The organism is Chryseobacterium flavum, assembly GCF_003385595.1.
Lineage (GTDB): Bacteria > Bacteroidota > Bacteroidia > Flavobacteriales > Weeksellaceae > Chryseobacterium > Chryseobacterium flavum.
Genome location: NZ_QNUE01000001.1, coordinates 390,523 through 409,143, shown reverse-complemented (window position 1 = coordinate 409,143; position 18,621 = coordinate 390,523). Strand labels below are relative to the sequence as shown.

At 35.6% G+C, this 18,621-nt stretch carries 7 protein-coding genes; all 7 read left to right on the top strand.

Annotated features, from left to right (window positions below):
* Window positions 1-13: 13 nt before the first annotated feature.
* The 7 genes from DRF59_RS01765 (at window position 14) to DRF59_RS01735 (ending at window position 18,608) form a co-directional block, all read left to right on the top strand.
* Window positions 14-2,170 carry a glycoside hydrolase family 97 protein gene (locus DRF59_RS01765; protein WP_115956571.1) on the top strand — a complete coding sequence of 719 codons (2,157 nt, stop codon included), beginning with the start codon at window positions 14-16 and terminating at the stop codon, window positions 2,168-2,170.
* Window positions 2,171-2,389: 219 nt separating this feature from the next.
* Entirely contained in the window at window positions 2,390-3,763 is a 1,374-nt protein-coding gene (locus tag DRF59_RS01760; protein ID WP_115956570.1) for a T9SS type A sorting domain-containing protein, read from the top strand.
* A gap of 22 nt (window positions 3,764-3,785) precedes the next feature.
* Window positions 3,786-14,114 (top strand): RHS repeat-associated core domain-containing protein, encoded by a 10,329-nt coding sequence (locus DRF59_RS01755; protein ID WP_115956569.1) that lies wholly within the window; start codon window positions 3,786-3,788, stop codon window positions 14,112-14,114.
* Window positions 14,111-14,698 (top strand): hypothetical protein, encoded by a 588-nt coding sequence (locus DRF59_RS01750; RefSeq protein ID WP_115956568.1) that lies wholly within the window; start codon window positions 14,111-14,113, stop codon window positions 14,696-14,698. The genes DRF59_RS01755 and DRF59_RS01750 overlap by 4 nt, the downstream gene beginning before the upstream one ends.
* Before the next feature lie 128 nt (window positions 14,699-14,826).
* Window positions 14,827-16,686 (top strand): glycoside hydrolase family 13 protein, encoded by a 1,860-nt coding sequence (locus DRF59_RS01745; RefSeq protein WP_115956567.1) that lies wholly within the window; start codon window positions 14,827-14,829, stop codon window positions 16,684-16,686.
* Window positions 16,687-16,693: 7 nt separating this feature from the next.
* A complete protein-coding gene (locus DRF59_RS01740; RefSeq protein ID WP_115956566.1) occupies window positions 16,694-17,215 on the top strand; it encodes a nuclear transport factor 2 family protein in 522 nt (173 codons plus the stop codon).
* Window positions 17,216-17,228: 13 nt separating this feature from the next.
* Window positions 17,229-18,608 (top strand): MFS transporter, encoded by a 1,380-nt coding sequence (locus tag DRF59_RS01735; protein WP_115956565.1) that lies wholly within the window; start codon window positions 17,229-17,231, stop codon window positions 18,606-18,608.
* Window positions 18,609-18,621: the final 13 nt, after the last annotated feature.

Sequence of the window (18,621 nt, the reverse complement as noted above, 5' to 3'; positions counted from 1 at the left end):
TTAAATAGTCATTATGAAGAAAATTACAGTTGGAGCACTTCTGCTCTCAATGATGTTTGCAGGCGTAAATGCACAATCCCTGAAATCTCCGGACGGGAAGTTTGAAATGAATTTTCAGCTGAAAGAAGGAGTACCTTACTATAACCTGAAGTATAATGGTGCGGTAGTGGTTGAAGATTCTAAATTGGGATTAAGATTATTTAAAGATACAGCCATAAAATTTGCTTCTGAGATTGCCAAACCGGAAGATGCAAAATTTGATCTGAACAATGGCTTTGCAAAGACAGATGAAAAAAGAGACTCCAAAAATGAAACCTGGCAGCCGGTTCTTGGAGAAAAGAAAAATTATATTAATCATTACAATGAATTAGCAATTACATTAAACCAGGCTTCTACAGACAGAAGTATTGTAGTGAAATTCAGATTGTTCAATGATGGGTTGGGATTCCGATATGAGTTTCCACAACAGAAAAATCTTAATTATTTTGTAATCAGAGAAGAAGATTCTGAAATCGATTTTCCTACGGATATGAAAGCCTGGTGGATGGTAGCAGACTATGATTCCCAGGAGTATCAATACCAGGAAACAAAAGTTTCTGAAATTCCGGCAAGATGGGATAAGGCATTTGATGCCAATGCTTCACAGACCCTGGTGAAAAATGCGGTACAATCTCCTTTAATGCTTAAAAGGGAAGGAAAAGAGCCATTATATATTAACGTTGCTGAGGCAGCGGTATTGGATTATCCTGCTTCTCATTTAGAAGTTGATGCTCAGAATTTTAAGTTTAAAACACATTTGACTGCAGACAGACAGGGTGCAAAAGGATATATTCAGACTCCGTCCGTAACTCCTTGGAGAACTATTATTGTGGCACCGAAAGCAGAACAGGTGATGGATTCTAAAATGATTTTCAACCTTAATGAACCTACAAAATATACTGATACTTCTTATATCCATCCTACAAAATATATGGGAGTATGGTGGGAGATGATCATCGGTAAATCACAATGGGCGTATTCTACAGCAGAAAATGTTCATTTAGGAAAAACAGACTTCACAAAACTGACCCCGAATGGAAAACATGCTGCTAACAATACTAAAGTGAAAGAATATATTGACTTTGCTGCAGAAAACGGATTTCAGGGGTTATTGATCGAAGGTTGGAATATTGGTTGGGAAGACTGGTTTGGACATTCCAAAGAATATGTTTTCGATTTTATTACTCCTTACCCGGATTTTGACATCAAAATGCTGAATGACTATGCACATTCTAAAGGAATTAAGCTGATTATGCACCATGAAACATCAGGGTCTGCAACGAATTATGAAAGATGGGCAGACAAAGCATTCCAGACCATGAATAAATATGGGTATGATGCTGTGAAAACAGGATATGTAGGTGATATTATTCCAAGAGGAGAACATCATTATTCTCAATGGACAATTAATCATTATTACAGAATTGCAGAAAAAGCAAATGAATATAAGATTATGGTGAACTCTCACGAATCTGTTCGCCCTACAGGAGAAAGCCGTACCTACCCGAACTATATTTCTGCTGAAGCAGCGCGTGGAACTGAGTATGAAGCATTTGGAGGAAACAAGCCGGATCATCAGACCGTTCTTCCGTTTACAAGATGGATGGGTGGCTCTATGGATTATACACCGGGAATCTTCCAGACTAAGCTGGATTACTATTTTCCTGGGGACAAACGTTTTGTAAAAACCACATTAGCGAAACAGCTGGCTTTATATGTAACTATGTATATGCCTCTTCAGATGGCAGCCGATCTTCCGGAGAATTACAAAAAACATATGGATGCATTCCAGTTTATCAAAGATGTGGCAGCAGATTGGGATGATACTAAAATTTTATCAGCAGAACCTGGAGACTATGTGATTACAGCCAGAAAAGCCAAAGGAACGGAAAACTGGTTTGTAGGAGGAATTACTGACGAAAACAGACGTGAATATACCGTAGACTTCTCATTCCTTGATAAAGGTAGAAAATATGAGGCAACAATTTATGAAGACGGAAAAGATGCAGATTATATTGATAACCCTCAAAGCTATAATATCTATAAAAAAGAGATTACAAGCAAATCAAAAATTAATTTTAAAATGGTGAGAAGTGGTGGTTTCGCTGTTTCTATTAAACCTGTGAAATAATTTTAAAATTGAAATAATGATTACCCCGGCAATTCAGCCGGGGTATTTTATTTTAAAAATCTCCTGTTATAAGTTGTTTGTAAGGTTTCTTAGTGTTAATAAAATTCCATTTTTATTGATATTAATTTAATTATTATGTTAAATTAATTGAATTTTGTAAATTTTTTCCTGCTTGTTTTAATTTTTTTACTAATTTGGCTGTAACTAATAATCGAAAGCATGAAAACTCAGTACCGTTTAAGTATGTGCTGTTGCCTTGTATTGTACTTAAGTGTCTTCTATGGTAAAGCACAAATTGTTGATCAGAAAAATAAAATCTGGGAAAAAGCAAAACCTGAATCTTTGCGGGAGACCACAAAATGCGAGTATGACAGGCTGCTTAATTATAACTGTAATATAAGGCAGCACTTTGTAAAGCCCATTACATATAATAAAAATGAAGCTCAATCTCTTGTCGTTGTTCACAGTTCCGATGAAGATGAAAATATCTGGTATAATAAGGATATTATTGCCGAGCTTAGCAATACCTCTTTCAAAAGCAGTGGAAATGATAAGCTTATTGAACTGAAAAAGAAGCCCAGTATTTTTTCTTATCTGGGACCTAAACAAATTTCCAGCCCTAAAGACCATCTGAATATAGGCCTTGAAGATAAAAATCTTTATGAGGCTATTTTTATTCCCAAAAAGCTTTCAAAAAAAGACCTGGAAAAGGTTCATACCTATTTGTCTATCAAATACGGAATCTCACTGGAGGGAGTAAAATATTTCAACAGTAAAGGAGATGTTATCTGGGATCCTGAAAAGCACAAAGATTTTAAGAACAGGCCTACAGGAATTGGCAGGGATGATGCTAACGAGCTTTATCAGAAACAGTCCAGCAATCAGGAAGATAAGATTATCAGTATTGGTAGAGAAAAAATTTCAAGAACTAACTTTGAAAATAATGCTTCGTTAGATAATTATACATTTGCGATATGGTCTGACGATAATAACGATCTCGGGTTTGAAGAGAAAGAAAGTTTAAGGGTACTGAAGAGAAACTGGGAAATCAATTTTATCGGAAAGACCATCCCTAAAAAAGGATATGTGCTGCAGATCGCCAAAAAGCTGATGAATCCTGAAAATTTACGTCTGAACTACTGGATGGTTATTAAGAATGAGGACGGTAGTTTAAAAAAAATAGAAGGAAAAGCTAACGATGAAATAGTAGAATATTCAGGTGTAGAATTCCCTGAAGATAAAAACTCAGCTGTTTTTACTTTTGCCACCAATATTATTGAAGAAAAGCAACCGGATAAAAATAATATTCATGACCCGGCTTATACAAAAGGGGCAGGCGATGCCACTTCAGATTTCCAATATATGCTGTATCCGAACCCTGTAAAAATGAATAATAATTTTACTGTAAAATTCCCACCTACAGAAGGATGGGAGATTTCAATTTATGATGGAGGAGGAAGAATGCTTTCCGTTGAAAAAATAGATTCAAAAATTACAATATATCAGAATAGCCTCAAAATACAAGGGGTATACCTGGTTGTACTTACTCAAAATAAGAAACTGATTAAGGCTTTTAAAGTGGTCGTTGATTAATTAATACTATTTCCCTTAAAATATGAAAACTAAATTACCCGTTAGGTTGAGAAGAAAACATCTTCTCATCTTAGTATTCTTTGCCTCAGTATTTACTTTTGCAAGTTTTACGAAAGAGGACAGACAGAAGGTGAGGGCTTTTAAACTTCAGCTCATGAAAAAGTATGTCTATCATCAAAATGATAGTACTACAACATCCTCCTTATCTGATCATATTACACATTCGACTTCTCTGCTGAATAAAATATCGGCAGCTGGTTCTCCCGCTGAAGGGCTTAAGGCTCAGAATAAAGGATTCCATGAAATAGTATCCACACGTATTGAAAAACCTGCTAATGTGTTTGAATCAATAGAAAAACAAGGTATTATCGGTGAGTTTTCAGATGATGAATCTGATGATGCTACAGATAATTTCTTCACTATAACTCTTCCTGAGATTAAGGATCAGACTGTTATGGCATATTTGGAGTATGATCTGTTTGGGCTTAGCTCTTACCAGTCTGTTTCCCGATCCATTAACAGAAATCTTTCACTTGGAGGAAATATTATTGTTCCCGGAAATAAATGGAGCGCACAAAAAGAAGAGATCAGTTTAAATTCATTACATCAGGGAAGAAATACTATTCTCTTTACTACTTCATTAAATGGAATAAAGTATCGGGTAAAGAATGTAAAAATAGTATTAGAAAAAAATCTGAATCCACAAAACGGGATTTCTACACTTCTTTCCGAAGACCATTTATATGTAAAAGGTTCAGGTAGTCATTGGGGATCTCAGGCTGTAAAAATCAATGGAAAGACGGTGGAATCTTCCAAAGGAGAATTTGAAGCACTTGTTAAACTCTCAGATGAAGATAAGAAAAAAGGATTTATATCTGTTTCTTCTTCTGCAGGAACAAAACAATATCCGATTTCTCAAAGTGTGTCTTCTTTTAAAGTTGTAAATGAAGCCAGGTTTACACCTTTCATTGTCACGGTATTAAAAGATTCAGAATACAATGAAAAGTATGAGAATGCTACTGTAAGTATTGAAAAGAATTCAGTAGCAGAGTCCGGGCAGGTTGAAATATTAAAATTGAGAAAAAAGGATTACCCTTCTGTTACGGGAGAGATTAAAAATCTATCTGTAAATGCTGCTGCATATCGTGTAAATATCAAAGCAGGGAATTTTACCAAAAAAGTGAAATTATCATTTCCTTATGATGAGAAAAAGCTTGGAAACAGATCTGCAAAAGAAATTAAAGCATTCTATTTTGACTATAACATAAAAAAATGGGTTGCAGACCCGACTTCTGTAGTAAATACAGAAACTAAAACAATAACCGTAGAAAGTAGTGGTGATAATAATGATTATATTAATGGTGTTATTTCAGTTCCGGAATCACCACAACTCAGTGCATCCAATCCTACAGGAATAAGTGGATTAAAAGCAGGTGATGCGGCTGCAGCAAGGAATTTTATTTCTCCACCAGGTGCTAATCAGAAAGGAGGTGCAAATGTGTCATATCCTATTGTGATTCCATCAGGAAGAAGAGGGATACAGCCAGGTATAAATGTTTCTTATGATAGTAATAAATCCAATGGATGGATGGGAGAAGGATGGGATATCAATGGTATTGGAGCTGTTTCAATTGACACACGATGGGGGGCTCCAAGTTTTGATGAAAAAACAGAAACTGAATTATACTCTTTGAATGGTGAAATGCTAGTATATGATGGTAACTATCTTCCTCATAGACATAATGATATCAGTGAAACCAGCAGCATTTTTACAACCAGGAAGCAAAAGAGAGACACACTTTTAACGAATAATAAAAAAGTATTTTACTTTAGAAGAAGTCATGATTTCTCAAAAATAGAAAGATATGGATCGACTCCTAAAGACTACAGATGGGTTGTCACGAATACAAATGGAGGAAAAACTTTTTATGGTGGTAATGAAACCGGTGTTATTGATAATACCGTGATAAAAGATGATAATGGCAATATTGTTCATTGGGGAGTATGGAGAGAACAGGATGTTCTCAGAAATTATATTGAATACGAATATGAAAATGTGATATTGCAGGGACTTACCGGTGATAATGAAAATCTGAACGGAGGACGCTATTTCCATATCAGTAAGATCACCTATACAAAGATGGATGGCAAAGACCTGAAATATTACACTGTAGAATTCGAAAAAGAAAACAGAATCAGCAGGCCGGACATCAGCATTACCGCTAAAAGAGGAGTAAAGGAGGTAGAACCTTATAAACTATCTAAAATATATGTTAAATATGATAATGAGCTCATAAGAACCTATACATTTTCGTATAAAGAGGGACAGTTTTTTAAGACATTATTAAGCAGTGTAAGACATACTGATACTTCTAATGATAATTCATATGGAAATCTATTAACGGAACAATTTGATTTTGAATATTATGATGATATTAAAAGTCAAAACAGCGGACCTGTCAATTTTGGAAGTTCAGTAGATATTAATGGTGCAGGAGGCGGAGATGCTTTTCCAATATTGCCGGGCTTTTTGAAGCCATCCAAGATATCTGCCAATAATACATTTGAATGGGGCGTTAACGGGAGAGTTCCGGGAGTAGGCCTAGACTTTCTCCTTCCGGGGCCAACAAGGGCATATGGTCATGTAATGGCTTCTTTCAATCTGGGACATTCAGAAGCTGAAGCCAAAAAGGCTCAGGAACTTATGGATTTTGATGGTGATGGGGTTCCGGACTTAATTTATCGAAAGCCAGGCAATGGCTTATTTCTAAGACCTGGAAACTTTTCAAGTGGTCACATCAGTTTTGGCCCGGAAAAGAAAATCCAGTATCTCAACAGTAATTTCTCTCTTACCAAAACCAAGACTCAGAATATAGGATATGATGCTGGTATTAACGTATTTGGTATAGGATTTAATTTTTCACAGATGTGGGCTACCAGTAAAAGTGAAACTTCCTCTTTTATTCTGGATGCCAATTCTGACGGGGTAATGGATGTTGCTCAGGATGGACAGGTTTTATTTGGAAGAATTAACCCAACAAACGGCAATGTTGAAATGACCCAATACAGTGACAATACGGAAAATATGGTTATTGTGGCAGATACTATGCTTCAGCATAATTCCCCATTGGAAGGAACATGGCAGGATATTTCTAAAAATGATGTTGTTAAAGTTTGGGTGGCGCCAAGAGACGGGTATATTCAGTTTGACGACAGCGTGCAGGTAGAAAATATTCCCAATGCAAAAGCTTTATATTCTGTTGAGATTAAAAACCCTGCAACCGGTAAAAATGGAAGAATATACATGAAGGAATTTTTGGCAGGAATGCCTGTGGAAAATATATCTATTTATAATTATAATTCTTACTTTGGTGCTATACAGTCTCTTACTCCTTCGAATGTTGATCATTTAGGCATTGATAACCCAGGACAATTGTATGTAAATTCTGGAGACAAAGTTTTTATAAGGTTACATAAGAATGACAATTATAGCTTTAAAGTAATGTCAAATCCAAGTATAACCTATGGATGGATTCCGAAACCTGTTATGATAGGGCTTAATCAGGATGGATTTAGGCTAAACAACGGGAAGTATGGAAGTAATTTTTTATTAAATAATCATACAAAACCAATATCCATTGATACTCCGGGAACTGTTAATATCACAGTACCAAAAATTACTTTTCCGAATTCGCAGGATGATATTACTTTTAAAATTGTTAAAACTACTGCAAGTTCCACTACTGCAGATGTAATATATTCGAAAACTTATGCTAAAAGCGATGTTCCGTTTGATACTGTTCCATTATTTCCGGGAGTAGCAAATGTAACAAGCTTATCATTTAGCCAAAACGATGTTCCTGCTACCATTAGTTTCATTGTAGAATCTGATTCCCACACAGCGTTTAAAGATAATAACTGGAACAGAATCAATGTAGATTATTATCCTACATCGGGGAATTCTCAAAATTATACTGCTGTAGCAGGCTATCCTTCACATGTTATCACTGAGTTCAGTCCTAAGATAAGTCTTCCGGATTTTTTAAATGTACCAAGTGGTGTTCAAACCTATAAAATCGGGATCAATAAAAATATTCCTGCCAATTCAGGACTTTCTCCAGGTAGTTTTTATTATATTATCAAAAAAAATGGAACTGTAGTTACAAAAAGAAGAATAATAGCTCCCATTAATAATTCCGGTAATATCGTTGAAGTTGATATGGCTAATAATAATCAGGCGATTATCGGAGATGTACCGGTTCAGTTCTATACGGGAGATGTATATAGTACAATATTTACGGATAATCTAAATATTCAGGTTTATTGTAAAACCAAGGCCGATTATGATTTTTATAAAGCTTATAGTGCTCTTTTCCAAAATCAGCCTTTTAATATTACTTATGGAGGTAATATATTCCTGGCTTCAGTGAATCATACCTCTGTTAATTCAGCAGCACTGGAAAACATAGGTCAGTTTTATAACAACTGGAGCCAGTTCCTTTATAATGAATATGCTGATGTAGTTCCAGCCGGGAATACTGATGGATTTATGCTGAATCCGGCAACTCCTTCGGATAACTATGGACGTTTAATCAATCTTTCATCCATAGAAGAAGTAAATGTTCCGGTAAACCTGAATTTTCCGGTATGTAATAATCTTCCTACACAGGATGAAACAGCACAATGCATCGCCCAACAGATCAGTAATACAGGATTCTATCAAAACCCGGCTAATTTTGGTCCCAAACCGGTAACGGTTTTAAACCCAACCGTATATAAACAAGTAACGGGTCCAAGAGATAATGAAGTGATTACCTACACTGAAAAATGGATAGGTGTAGGTCCTGAGCAGTATGCAATGGCAGATTCATTCAAGGACGATGAAGCAGCAAGTGGTTTTTTCAACCCGCAGACTGCCAATCCGGACTTGCCGGATACTTTGCTTTTACAAGGAAATGTGGATACTAAAATGTTCTCAATTAATAAAAAATATTATAGCAAATCCAGAACAAATACCTTAAGTGGTAGTTTATTTAATGTTGGAATTCAGAATGCGAGTTCTGTTTTAGTAGGAGATGGAAATATTGCCCTGCAAGACTTTATGGATATGAACGGAGATGGGTATCCGGATGCAGTATACAAAGATGCAATGCAGATTACCAATTCAACAGGCGGACATGGAGGATTACGGAACCCTTTTATAAATGCTTATATTTCTAATACGGACAGTTATTCTAAATCATTGTCTCCACAATATTCAGCGTCTAAATTTATTCAAACAGGTGCGTCATCCAGAAACGGAGAAGTAAGAAGCAATACGAGTATGTATTCTTATTCACCAAATATTGCAATGAATAGCGGAATTGAAACCTCAGCATCATGGTCAGGCCAGGCTTCTGTGAACTATGATTCTAAAGATACCGGCGAATCTTATTGGATGGATGTTAATGGAGATGGATTGGCTGACAGGGTTACAGGTGGTGGCTCAGGCAATATGAAGTATTATCTCAATTTAGGATATCGTCTGGATAATGGTTACAGCTATAAAAATGCAGAGACCTTTGCATCAGGGCCGGTAGGATCTGTTGGATTAGGAGGAGGTTTTGATTTTGGAGGAATGAGTGGATTGGTGGTAAGTGTCAGTGCAAATGCTTCTGCAGCATTAGGCTCATCCAAAACAACCTTTGAAGATATTAATGCTGACGGACTGTCTGATATATTGATTGTAGGAAATTCCAACACTTATGTAAAGTATAATCTTGGAAATAAATTCTCTGATCCAGTTGAGCTGTTCAAAAATGGTGGTGGACTAGATTATAATAATGAATCAAAGACCTACAGAGGAGGAGTATCGGTAGGAGCAGGTTATTACTATACGTTCCCTATTGTATGGTGGCCATTCCCGCCAATTCCTTTGATCTATCTGAAAATCGGAGGTCAGGTAACAGGAAGTATGGGACTGTCAATTGCTGAAGTGGATAAATCCTTTAAAGATATGAATGGAGATGGCTATCCGGATCTGGTGGTATCTAAGGATGACGGGTTTGTGGTAAATTATTCAACAATCGGAAGAACCAATAAACTTAAAACCGTTACCAATTTCAAAGATAAGGCACCATTCAGCGTATTTGGTCTTGATTATGAATTCACAAAACCTACCTATAATGATCCTCATAGCAGGTTAGTTATGAAAGAGTGCAGAATTGTGAATCCTGATATCTTTTCTCCAACATATTTATCACCAACGAATAACAAAGATGTAGTGAATACATTTAAATATGAAGACGGAAGATATGACAGAAGAGAAAGAGAATTTTTCGGATTCGGAAAGGTAACTACATATAATATGTGGTACAGCAATAATGTATATAGATCACAGATAGACTACTATCATAACAGAAACTATTTTTTGAATGGTAAACTGAAGAAGGCTGAGATGTATACGGGTGTAAACGATCTTAATGCTTCAACAGAATACACTTACAGCATTTATAAATTTAAAGATAATAATACAAGAATTGATTTGGCTTCTCCCGTTACTGAGACTTTTGATACGGGAGGAAAAGAAGGTAGAAAAATGGCGATAGCATTATTGGAGAATACCAGAAAGAAAAATATTGAAAGTGGAGGTAATATTACGGTTTCAGAAGGGTTCTCATATAATGATAAAGGGCTTATCAGACAAGTAATGCATTTCAGTAATGCCGCTACTTATAATACAGTCATTGAATATCACAGTTATCCGTTACCTAATAATATCATAAGTGCACCAAAATCAATAAGGGTTTATGAAGCATTATCCACCTCAAATCCAATCCGTGAGAGGTTTACTAAAATTGACCCTAATACAGGTCTGGTTCTCATGGTTTCTGCTAAACTAAATGCTTCTGAAACAGCACAGACAGACTTTACATATGATTCCTTCGGAAATATAAGTACAGTTGTCTATCCAAAGAATGAAAACGGAGACCGGTATACTTTGACCTATAAATATGATTCTGAAACTCATAAGTATGTAGTAAATACAAATGATATTTTCGGATATACCTCATCGGCAGATTATGATCCTAAATTTGATGCCGTAAAACAAGCTACAGATGTCTCCGGTAATACAACCGAATATCAATATGATTCTAAAGGACGTATTACTCAGATACTGGCCCCTAAAGAAAAAGAGGCTGGCGCGCCATATACGGTTAAATATTACTACAATACTTATCCGACACCTAATCCTAATACAGGATATATCAGTAATTATTACCTGTGTTTAACAGAAAATTATAACCCTCAGGATCCGTCTAATCCAATAGAGACAATTACATTTTCTGATGGTTGGGGTAAAGTGGTGCAGACCAAAAAGGATATATTCCTGAACGGGGAAGAAAAAATGTCAGTATCAGGAAGAACGATTTATGATGTCATCGGAAGGGCCATTTCACAACACCATCCGAAGTTTGAAGATAAATACCCTCCTAACGATCCATATAATAGCAATAAACATCTTGATATGAGTGCACCTTCACCGTATTATTCATCTGTACAGCGTGATACTAAAGATAGGGTTGCGGTTACAGTAGATGAATTGTTTCATACGGCGAATACAATGTATTCTATTGAAAATAATATGTTGAAGAGTACTTTGGTACTTTTCCAGAACAGCAATACTCAACTTAAGACAGAAACATTTACAAGCGCGGAAGGAAAGACTATGCAGGTTAACAACTATCTGAACGGGCAGGCGCTGACTACAAAATACAAATACAATACCATTGGGGAACTGATGTCAACTGAGGATCCTATGGGTATTTTAACACGGTATTCTTATGATAAGGGAGGAAGAAGAATCCAGGTGGAGCAGCCTGATCATGGAATCAACAGATATGAGTATGACCCTGCAGGAAATCTGATCAGATTGTACACTGCCAATATGGATAATACAAGTTCTACCCAAAAGTATATCCATTATATATATGATTTTAACAGGCTTTCTGATATACAATTCCCAGATCTCCCAGGAAGTAATCCGTCCAATGTTCATTATGAATATGGAGCTCCTGGTTCAGGAAATAATTCCGGAAAAGTTATTTTTCAATCGGATAATTCCGGAACAACAAATTATGAATATGGAAACATGGGAGAAGTGATGATGGAGAATAAAACAATTTCAGGATATGGAATTCCAAATATGCAGTTCAGAACTTTATTTGAATATGATAGCTGGAACAGAATCCAAAATCTTACCTACGCTGACGGTGAACAGGTTATATATGAATATGATTTGGGAGGAAATCTTAAAAGAATATCGAATAAAGAGGGTTACGAATATGTTAGAAAAATTGCTTATGACCATTATGAGCAGAGAACTTCTATTGAACTTGGAAACGGAATGAAATCAGAATTTGAATATACTCTGGCAGATAGAAAACTGAATGTTCATCGTCTTAAAGATTACTTTGGAACGGAATTGCTCAACAATAACTATACTTATGATTATGTAGGCAATATAACTGAACTTAAAAACAGTGCCGGTGTATACAATGAAATGGGTGGAAATTATCTTTTCAATTATAAATACGATCATTTGAACAGGCTTGCCTCTTCTGATGGAAGTTTTACAGGAGATCCGAATACTCCTTTGGGAATAACTTCTTCTGATTTTGAGATAACCATGGGATATAACTATGCTGGCGGAATTGAGGAAAAGAACCAGAAACATAATCAGGATGGTACGCCAAACAATTTTAATACATATGATAACAGGTACTATTATGTTGCAGGAACTCATAAAGTAGAACATATTGAAAACGCAGCTACCGGGCAGTATGAAAAATTTGAATACGATTATAATGGGAATGTAACCATGTACGACAAATACGGAGATACAGATCAGATGTTTTGGGATGAACAGGATCGTCTAAAGGCTGTAAATAAAGATAGCCAAGGTATTTTCCAATATTATGTATATGATGATAAGGGTGAAAGAGTAATCAAATACAATCTTACACAGGCGGCTCAGTTATATCAGAATGGGCAGATAATAGACCCGGGATCGATTGGAATAAATAATTTCAAGATATATCCTAATGCTTATCATGTGGAAACTTCAGAGAAGATGCTGACAAAGCATTACTATGCAGGAGCAGAAAGAGTAGCAAGCAGAATTATGGATTTTGATTTCCCAACGATGAAACAAACTAATACCTCTGTTTTGGGAAGTAAATCAAAAGATCAGGATAATGGAGCTGATCTGAAACTATACCTGAAAAAGGCAGGAATAGATTTTAATCAGGTAAAAATAGAACTGGCTAAAGGACCGCAACTGCAGACAGGAGTATATTATCTGCATGGTGATAATTTAGGAACGGCCACCTTTGTGACTCATGAAAATATGAAACCAACCCAGTTTTTCTTAAATTTACCTTTCGGTGAAACAATGGCAGAGCAGATGACCGGAGTTTATAATAACCCTTATAAATTCAATGCCAAAGAACTGGATGAAGAAACCGGCCTGTATTATTATGGTGCAAGGTACTATAACCCTAGACTGAGTATCTGGTATGGAGTTGATCCACTTGCAGAGCATTCACCAAATAAAACACCATATCATTATTGTTCAAATAATCCTATAAATAGAACAGATCCAACCGGAATGTGTGATGATCCTAATTGTCCACATAGTAAATTAACAGGATCTAACAACTTATTAATTTATATAAATGAACCCAATATCAAAACTAACTATGATGAAATGCGAAAATTATCAGGTAAATTTGACTTTATTGCTGTTGATAATATAGATCAGGCTTCAGGATTATTACAAAAGCACTATGGCAAAAATGTTCCTCCTATAAATAGATTGGTTATAAGAAGCCATGGTGTTGCAGGAGAAGGTGCAGATTTGGATAATAAATCAGGACAAGGTTTAGTTCATGATCCAAAATCAAGTAAAGGATTATCATTTCTGGAAAAAAATCTAAGTGATAATGCATCTGTTGTGATGACTGCCTGTAATATTATTTTTGATCAAAAAGGACTGGAAAAATCAGCTAAACAAACTGAAAGTAATTTTTCTAACTTTTTCGTAGGAGGAACGAATAGAAGCTTATTTTTAAATTATGCTAAATCTACTTCGAGGGAGAATGTTTTGGGTGGACAAGTGTTTAATTTTAATGAGAATATGCATCAAGATAAATATGGAGGTTTTGCAAGATATAATAATGTAAATGGTGAAGTAACAAGAAGTAGTAATTATTTTAATATTTCTGTTTCTTCTGGTGGAACTATTAATAGAAGTACCATTACTTATCCAAACAAACCTATACCTGCTGATTATAAAAAAGTTAAGAAATGATCAAAAGAAAAATTATTATTGTGTTTTTATTAAGCATGATAGCTTGTAAAGAAAAGAAAACAGACTGTAAAAGTATTGAAAATCTGAATTTTCCAAAAGATATCAATATTATGTTTAATAGCAAACAAGTTTGTGATAGTTCATCAAACAAATGGGGAGCAGTATTCAAATTAGAATATGATGATTATAATTTTGCCTTGTTAGGCTATAATGAAAAAATAAAGATTCTTATAGATAAAAAGAATGACTTAATTATGTGTATCAAATCTAACGAAGTAAATAACTTTGATATTATCTACAATGATAATGATAAGTTTACTTATGGTATAAATGAAATTATTTTTTTAGATAATGATTTGATGCCAACGTACTCTATAGGAAATTATGGTGCCTATAAATATTTTAATGATAAAGAAAATCATCAGACTAAGTATTGTTTGATCAATACAGATAAGATACAGTTTGAATCTTTGGATTATAACAAAATTTTAAAAGTTTATGAGAAAATCACAAATCTAAAAATTGATAATGCAAAATGTGAAATAAGTCCTTATTATAAAAATCCTTATTCATGGGAATTATAATAACAGAGCCACTCAATGAGTGGCTCTGTTTTCGTAATTAAGAATAGTACTTAAGGAGGCAATGTGTTATATTTATTTTTTTTATTATATAAATTATTTAAAATTTTAATGCTAAATTGACCTTTATTATGAAAACAATTTACGCAGCATTAGCCCTTTCCATAGCTTCTGTCTCTTTTTCTCAAAAAACTCTGGAAAAAGTTGAGCCTGCATTCTGGTGGAAAGGAATGAAAAATCCTGAATTACAGATCCTTGTTTACGGAAAGAATATTGCCAACAATGATATTTCCCTTTCAGATGGTATACAGATTAAAGATCTTCAAAAAGTAGAAAATCCTAATTATGTTTTTATTACGGTCAATACCAATGAAATAAATGTTCCCAGATTTACCATCAATATCAAAAAAGCAAAGAAGAATCTGGGATCTTATGTTTATGAATTAAAACAAAGAGAAGCTGGTTCTGCCAATCGTGAGTCGTTTACTTCAAAAGATGTAATGTATCTGATCATGCCGGACCGCTTTGCCAATGGAGATGAAAAGAATGATTCCAGACCTGAACTGACGGAGAAAGCCGACCGGAAATTACCTAACGGGAGGCACGGAGGAGATCTCAAAGGAATTATCAACAACCTTGATTATATTCAGGACCTTGGAGCTACAGCCGTGTGGTTAACCCCTGTTAATGAAGACAATGAAAAAGTATATTCTTATCACGGGTATGCCCAGACGGATCTTTATAAGATAGACGCCCGCTACGGAACCAATGAAGAGTATCGTACCCTTTCCCGGGAGCTGAATAAAAGAAATATGAAACTGGTGATGGATTATGTAACCAATCATTGGGGAACTTCACATTGGATGATTAAAGATCTTCCCACAAAAGATTGGATACATTGGTTTGGTGACGGGGATGAAGGTTTTAAAAGATCCAATTATAAAACGACAACACAGTTTGATACCAATGCATCAGATATTGATAAAAAATATGCATTGGATGGATGGTTTGATAAAACAATGCCGGACATTAACCAGAAAAATCCATTAGTTTTAAAATACCTGACCCAAAATGCAATCTGGTGGATCGAATATGCAGAATTAGGAGGATTCCGTGTTGATACTTATCCTTACAATGACAAAGAAGCGATGGCAAAATGGGCTAAAGCAATTACAGATGAATATCCCAAATTCAATATTGTAGGTGAAACCTGGTTGTATACCGCAGGCCAGATATCGGCATGGCAGAAAAATTCCAAGACAGGAGAAGCCGCTGGATACAATTCCTACTTACCCTCTGTAATGGATTTTATGCTGTTCGCAGATATGCCTAAAGCGCTGAAAGAAAAAGAAAGCTGGAATACCGGAATGATAAAAATTTATGATTCATTTACCAGCGATTTTCTGTATCCGGATATTAATAATGTCCTGGTTTTCTTTGAGAACCATGATACAGAAAGATGGAATGAAATCTTCAATGCAGACCCTAAAGCTTATAAAATGGCACTGACTATGATCTCTACGGTCCGTGGAATTCCACAGATTTATTATGGTTCGGAAATAGGAATGCGTGGCAATAAAGAAAAAGGAGGAGACGCAGATATCCGGAGAGATTTCCCGGGGGGCTGGAAATCAGATCAACAAAATGCATTCAATCCGTCGGAACAAACTTCTGAACAAAAAGAGTTCTTTCAGTTTACCAAGAAATTATTAAACTGGAGAAAAGGAAAAGATGTGATACACAGCGGAAAGACTAAAAATTACGTTCCTCAGAATAATGTTTTTACGTACTTCAGATACAACTGGGATGAAAGTGTAATGGTGATTATCAATAATAATGAAAAAGATCAAACGTTAGATTTAAAACGTTTTGAAGAATCATTAAAAGGATTTTCAAGAGGAAAAGATGTTATTTCAGAAAAAGAAATTGCAATACAAAACAATATAATTGTCCCTGCAAAGACTCCGTTGATCATTGAACTAAAAAAATAATTATTATATGAAAAAATTAATAACAATCCATACGCTCATCCTGTTTTTATTTGGATTTTCTGTTCTTTCAGGACAGTCAAAGGCTGGATTTGAAAAGGAAAGAACTGAAATCAGCACCATGTTGGATGCCTTTAATGTAGCTGCTGCAAAAGCAGATTACAACACCTATTTCAATTATTTCGCAGATGAATCTACATTTATAGGAACAGATGCCACTGAGATCTGGGATAAAAAAGCATTCATGGTTTGGGCAAAACCTTATTTTGATAAAAAAAAGACCTGGAACTTTACGGCACTTAAAAGAAATATTTATTTCAGTAAAGACGGTAAGTTGGCATGGTTTGATGAATTACTGGATACCCAAATGAAAATTTGCAGAGGTTCAGGAGTGGTAGAAAAGATTAATGGAAGCTGGAAAGTGAAACAATATGTACTTTCAATGACGGTTCCTAATGAAGTAGTAGATAAAGTAGTTGCGGAGAAAACGGCACTTGAAGATGTTTTGTTGCAGCAGCTAAAAACAAAATAATACCTGGAAATAAATGGCTAAAAAAATAAAACCGGAACTTTCACTCACCCGGATCATCAATATGAGTATGGGGTTTCTGGGAATCCAGATGGCATTTGGTTTACAAAATGGAAACGCAAGCCGTATTCTGGCTAATCTGGGAGCAGATGTTCACGAGCTATCCTGGTTCTGGCTGGTAGCTCCGGTTACGGGACTGATTGTTCAGCCTATTATCGGGCATATGGGAGATAATACATGGAGTCCGCTGGGAAGGAGAAAACCGTATTTTCTGATCGGTGCTGTTCTGTGTGCTGTAGGACTGGTATTGCTTCCCAATGCAGCTTCTGTCACTCAGATGTTTGCTGCCAACGCTCTGTTACTGGCAGTTATCTTCCTTGCCATGATGGATGCTTCTGTTAATATAGCAATGGAACCTTTCAGGGCCCTCGTTGGGGATATGCTTCCCAAACATCAGGGGACAATAGGTTTTTCAGTGCAGACCATTTTAATTGGTATCGGTGCAGTGGTGGGTTCGTATTTACCTGATTGCTTAACAAGGCTGGGTATTTCCAATGTCGCTCCAAAAGGCTTTGTAGCAGATAATGTGATTTACTCTTTTTATGTGGGAGCAGCATTACTTTTAATAGCAATCCTATATACCATTATGACAACAAGGGAATATTCACCGCAGGAATTTGCTGAATTTGAAAATGATGAAAAAGAAGAAGTACATTCTAAGTTTTCCGATATTTTCAGGGATTTTGCAGCGATTCCTGCACAAATGAAAAAACTGGGTGCTGTTCAGTTCTTTTCATGGTTTGCTTTATTTACCATGTGGGTATTTACAACAAGCGCCCTGGCTACCCATCATTTTGGTCTGTCTCCCGAAGACACAAATTCCAAAGCATTTAATGATGCAGGGGATTTAACAGGAAAACTATTTGGAATGTATAATCTCTGGGCAGTTCCGTTTGCCTTTTTACTGACACCCATAGCGAAATGGATCGGTAAAAAGCAAACTCATGCCCTGGCATTGCTTTGTGGAGGGCTGGGTCTGATCTCTATGTATTTTATTAAAAATGTTGATCATTTATGGATTTCAATGATCGGATTGGGATTTGCCTGGGCAAGTATTCTGGCAATGCCTTATGCCATGCTTATTGAAGTAATTCCTCAAAAGAAAATGGGGGTCTATATGGGCATATTTAATTTCTTTATAGTAATTCCACAGATCATTAACGGTTTATTTGGTGGCCCTGTTGTCAGTAATGTTTTTGGGAAGCAGGCTATTGATTATATTGTTGTAGGCGGAGTATGTATGCTGATAGGAGCTTTAGTTACTATGATTTTTATTAAATCAGAGGAAGAAAGTCCTAAAGAAATTGAGCAGGAAATACAACAGGTTCATTTTTAATTGAGAAATCTTT

Excerpts from the sequence above, each read along its gene's own strand:
- DRF59_RS01765 (WP_115956571.1), top strand. The coding sequence starts at position 14 with ATGAAGAAAATTACAGTTGGAGCACTTCTGCTCTCAATGATGTTTGCA.
- DRF59_RS01760 (WP_115956570.1), top strand. The coding sequence starts at position 2,390 with ATGAAAACTCAGTACCGTTTAAGTATGTGCTGTTGCCTTGTATTGTAC.
- DRF59_RS01755 (WP_115956569.1), top strand. The coding sequence starts at position 3,786 with ATGAAAACTAAATTACCCGTTAGGTTGAGAAGAAAACATCTTCTCATC.
- DRF59_RS01750 (WP_115956568.1), top strand. The coding sequence starts at position 14,111 with ATGATCAAAAGAAAAATTATTATTGTGTTTTTATTAAGCATGATAGCT.
- DRF59_RS01745 (WP_115956567.1), top strand. The coding sequence starts at position 14,827 with ATGAAAACAATTTACGCAGCATTAGCCCTTTCCATAGCTTCTGTCTCT.
- DRF59_RS01740 (WP_115956566.1), top strand. The coding sequence starts at position 16,694 with ATGAAAAAATTAATAACAATCCATACGCTCATCCTGTTTTTATTTGGA.
- DRF59_RS01735 (WP_115956565.1), top strand. The coding sequence starts at position 17,229 with ATGGCTAAAAAAATAAAACCGGAACTTTCACTCACCCGGATCATCAAT.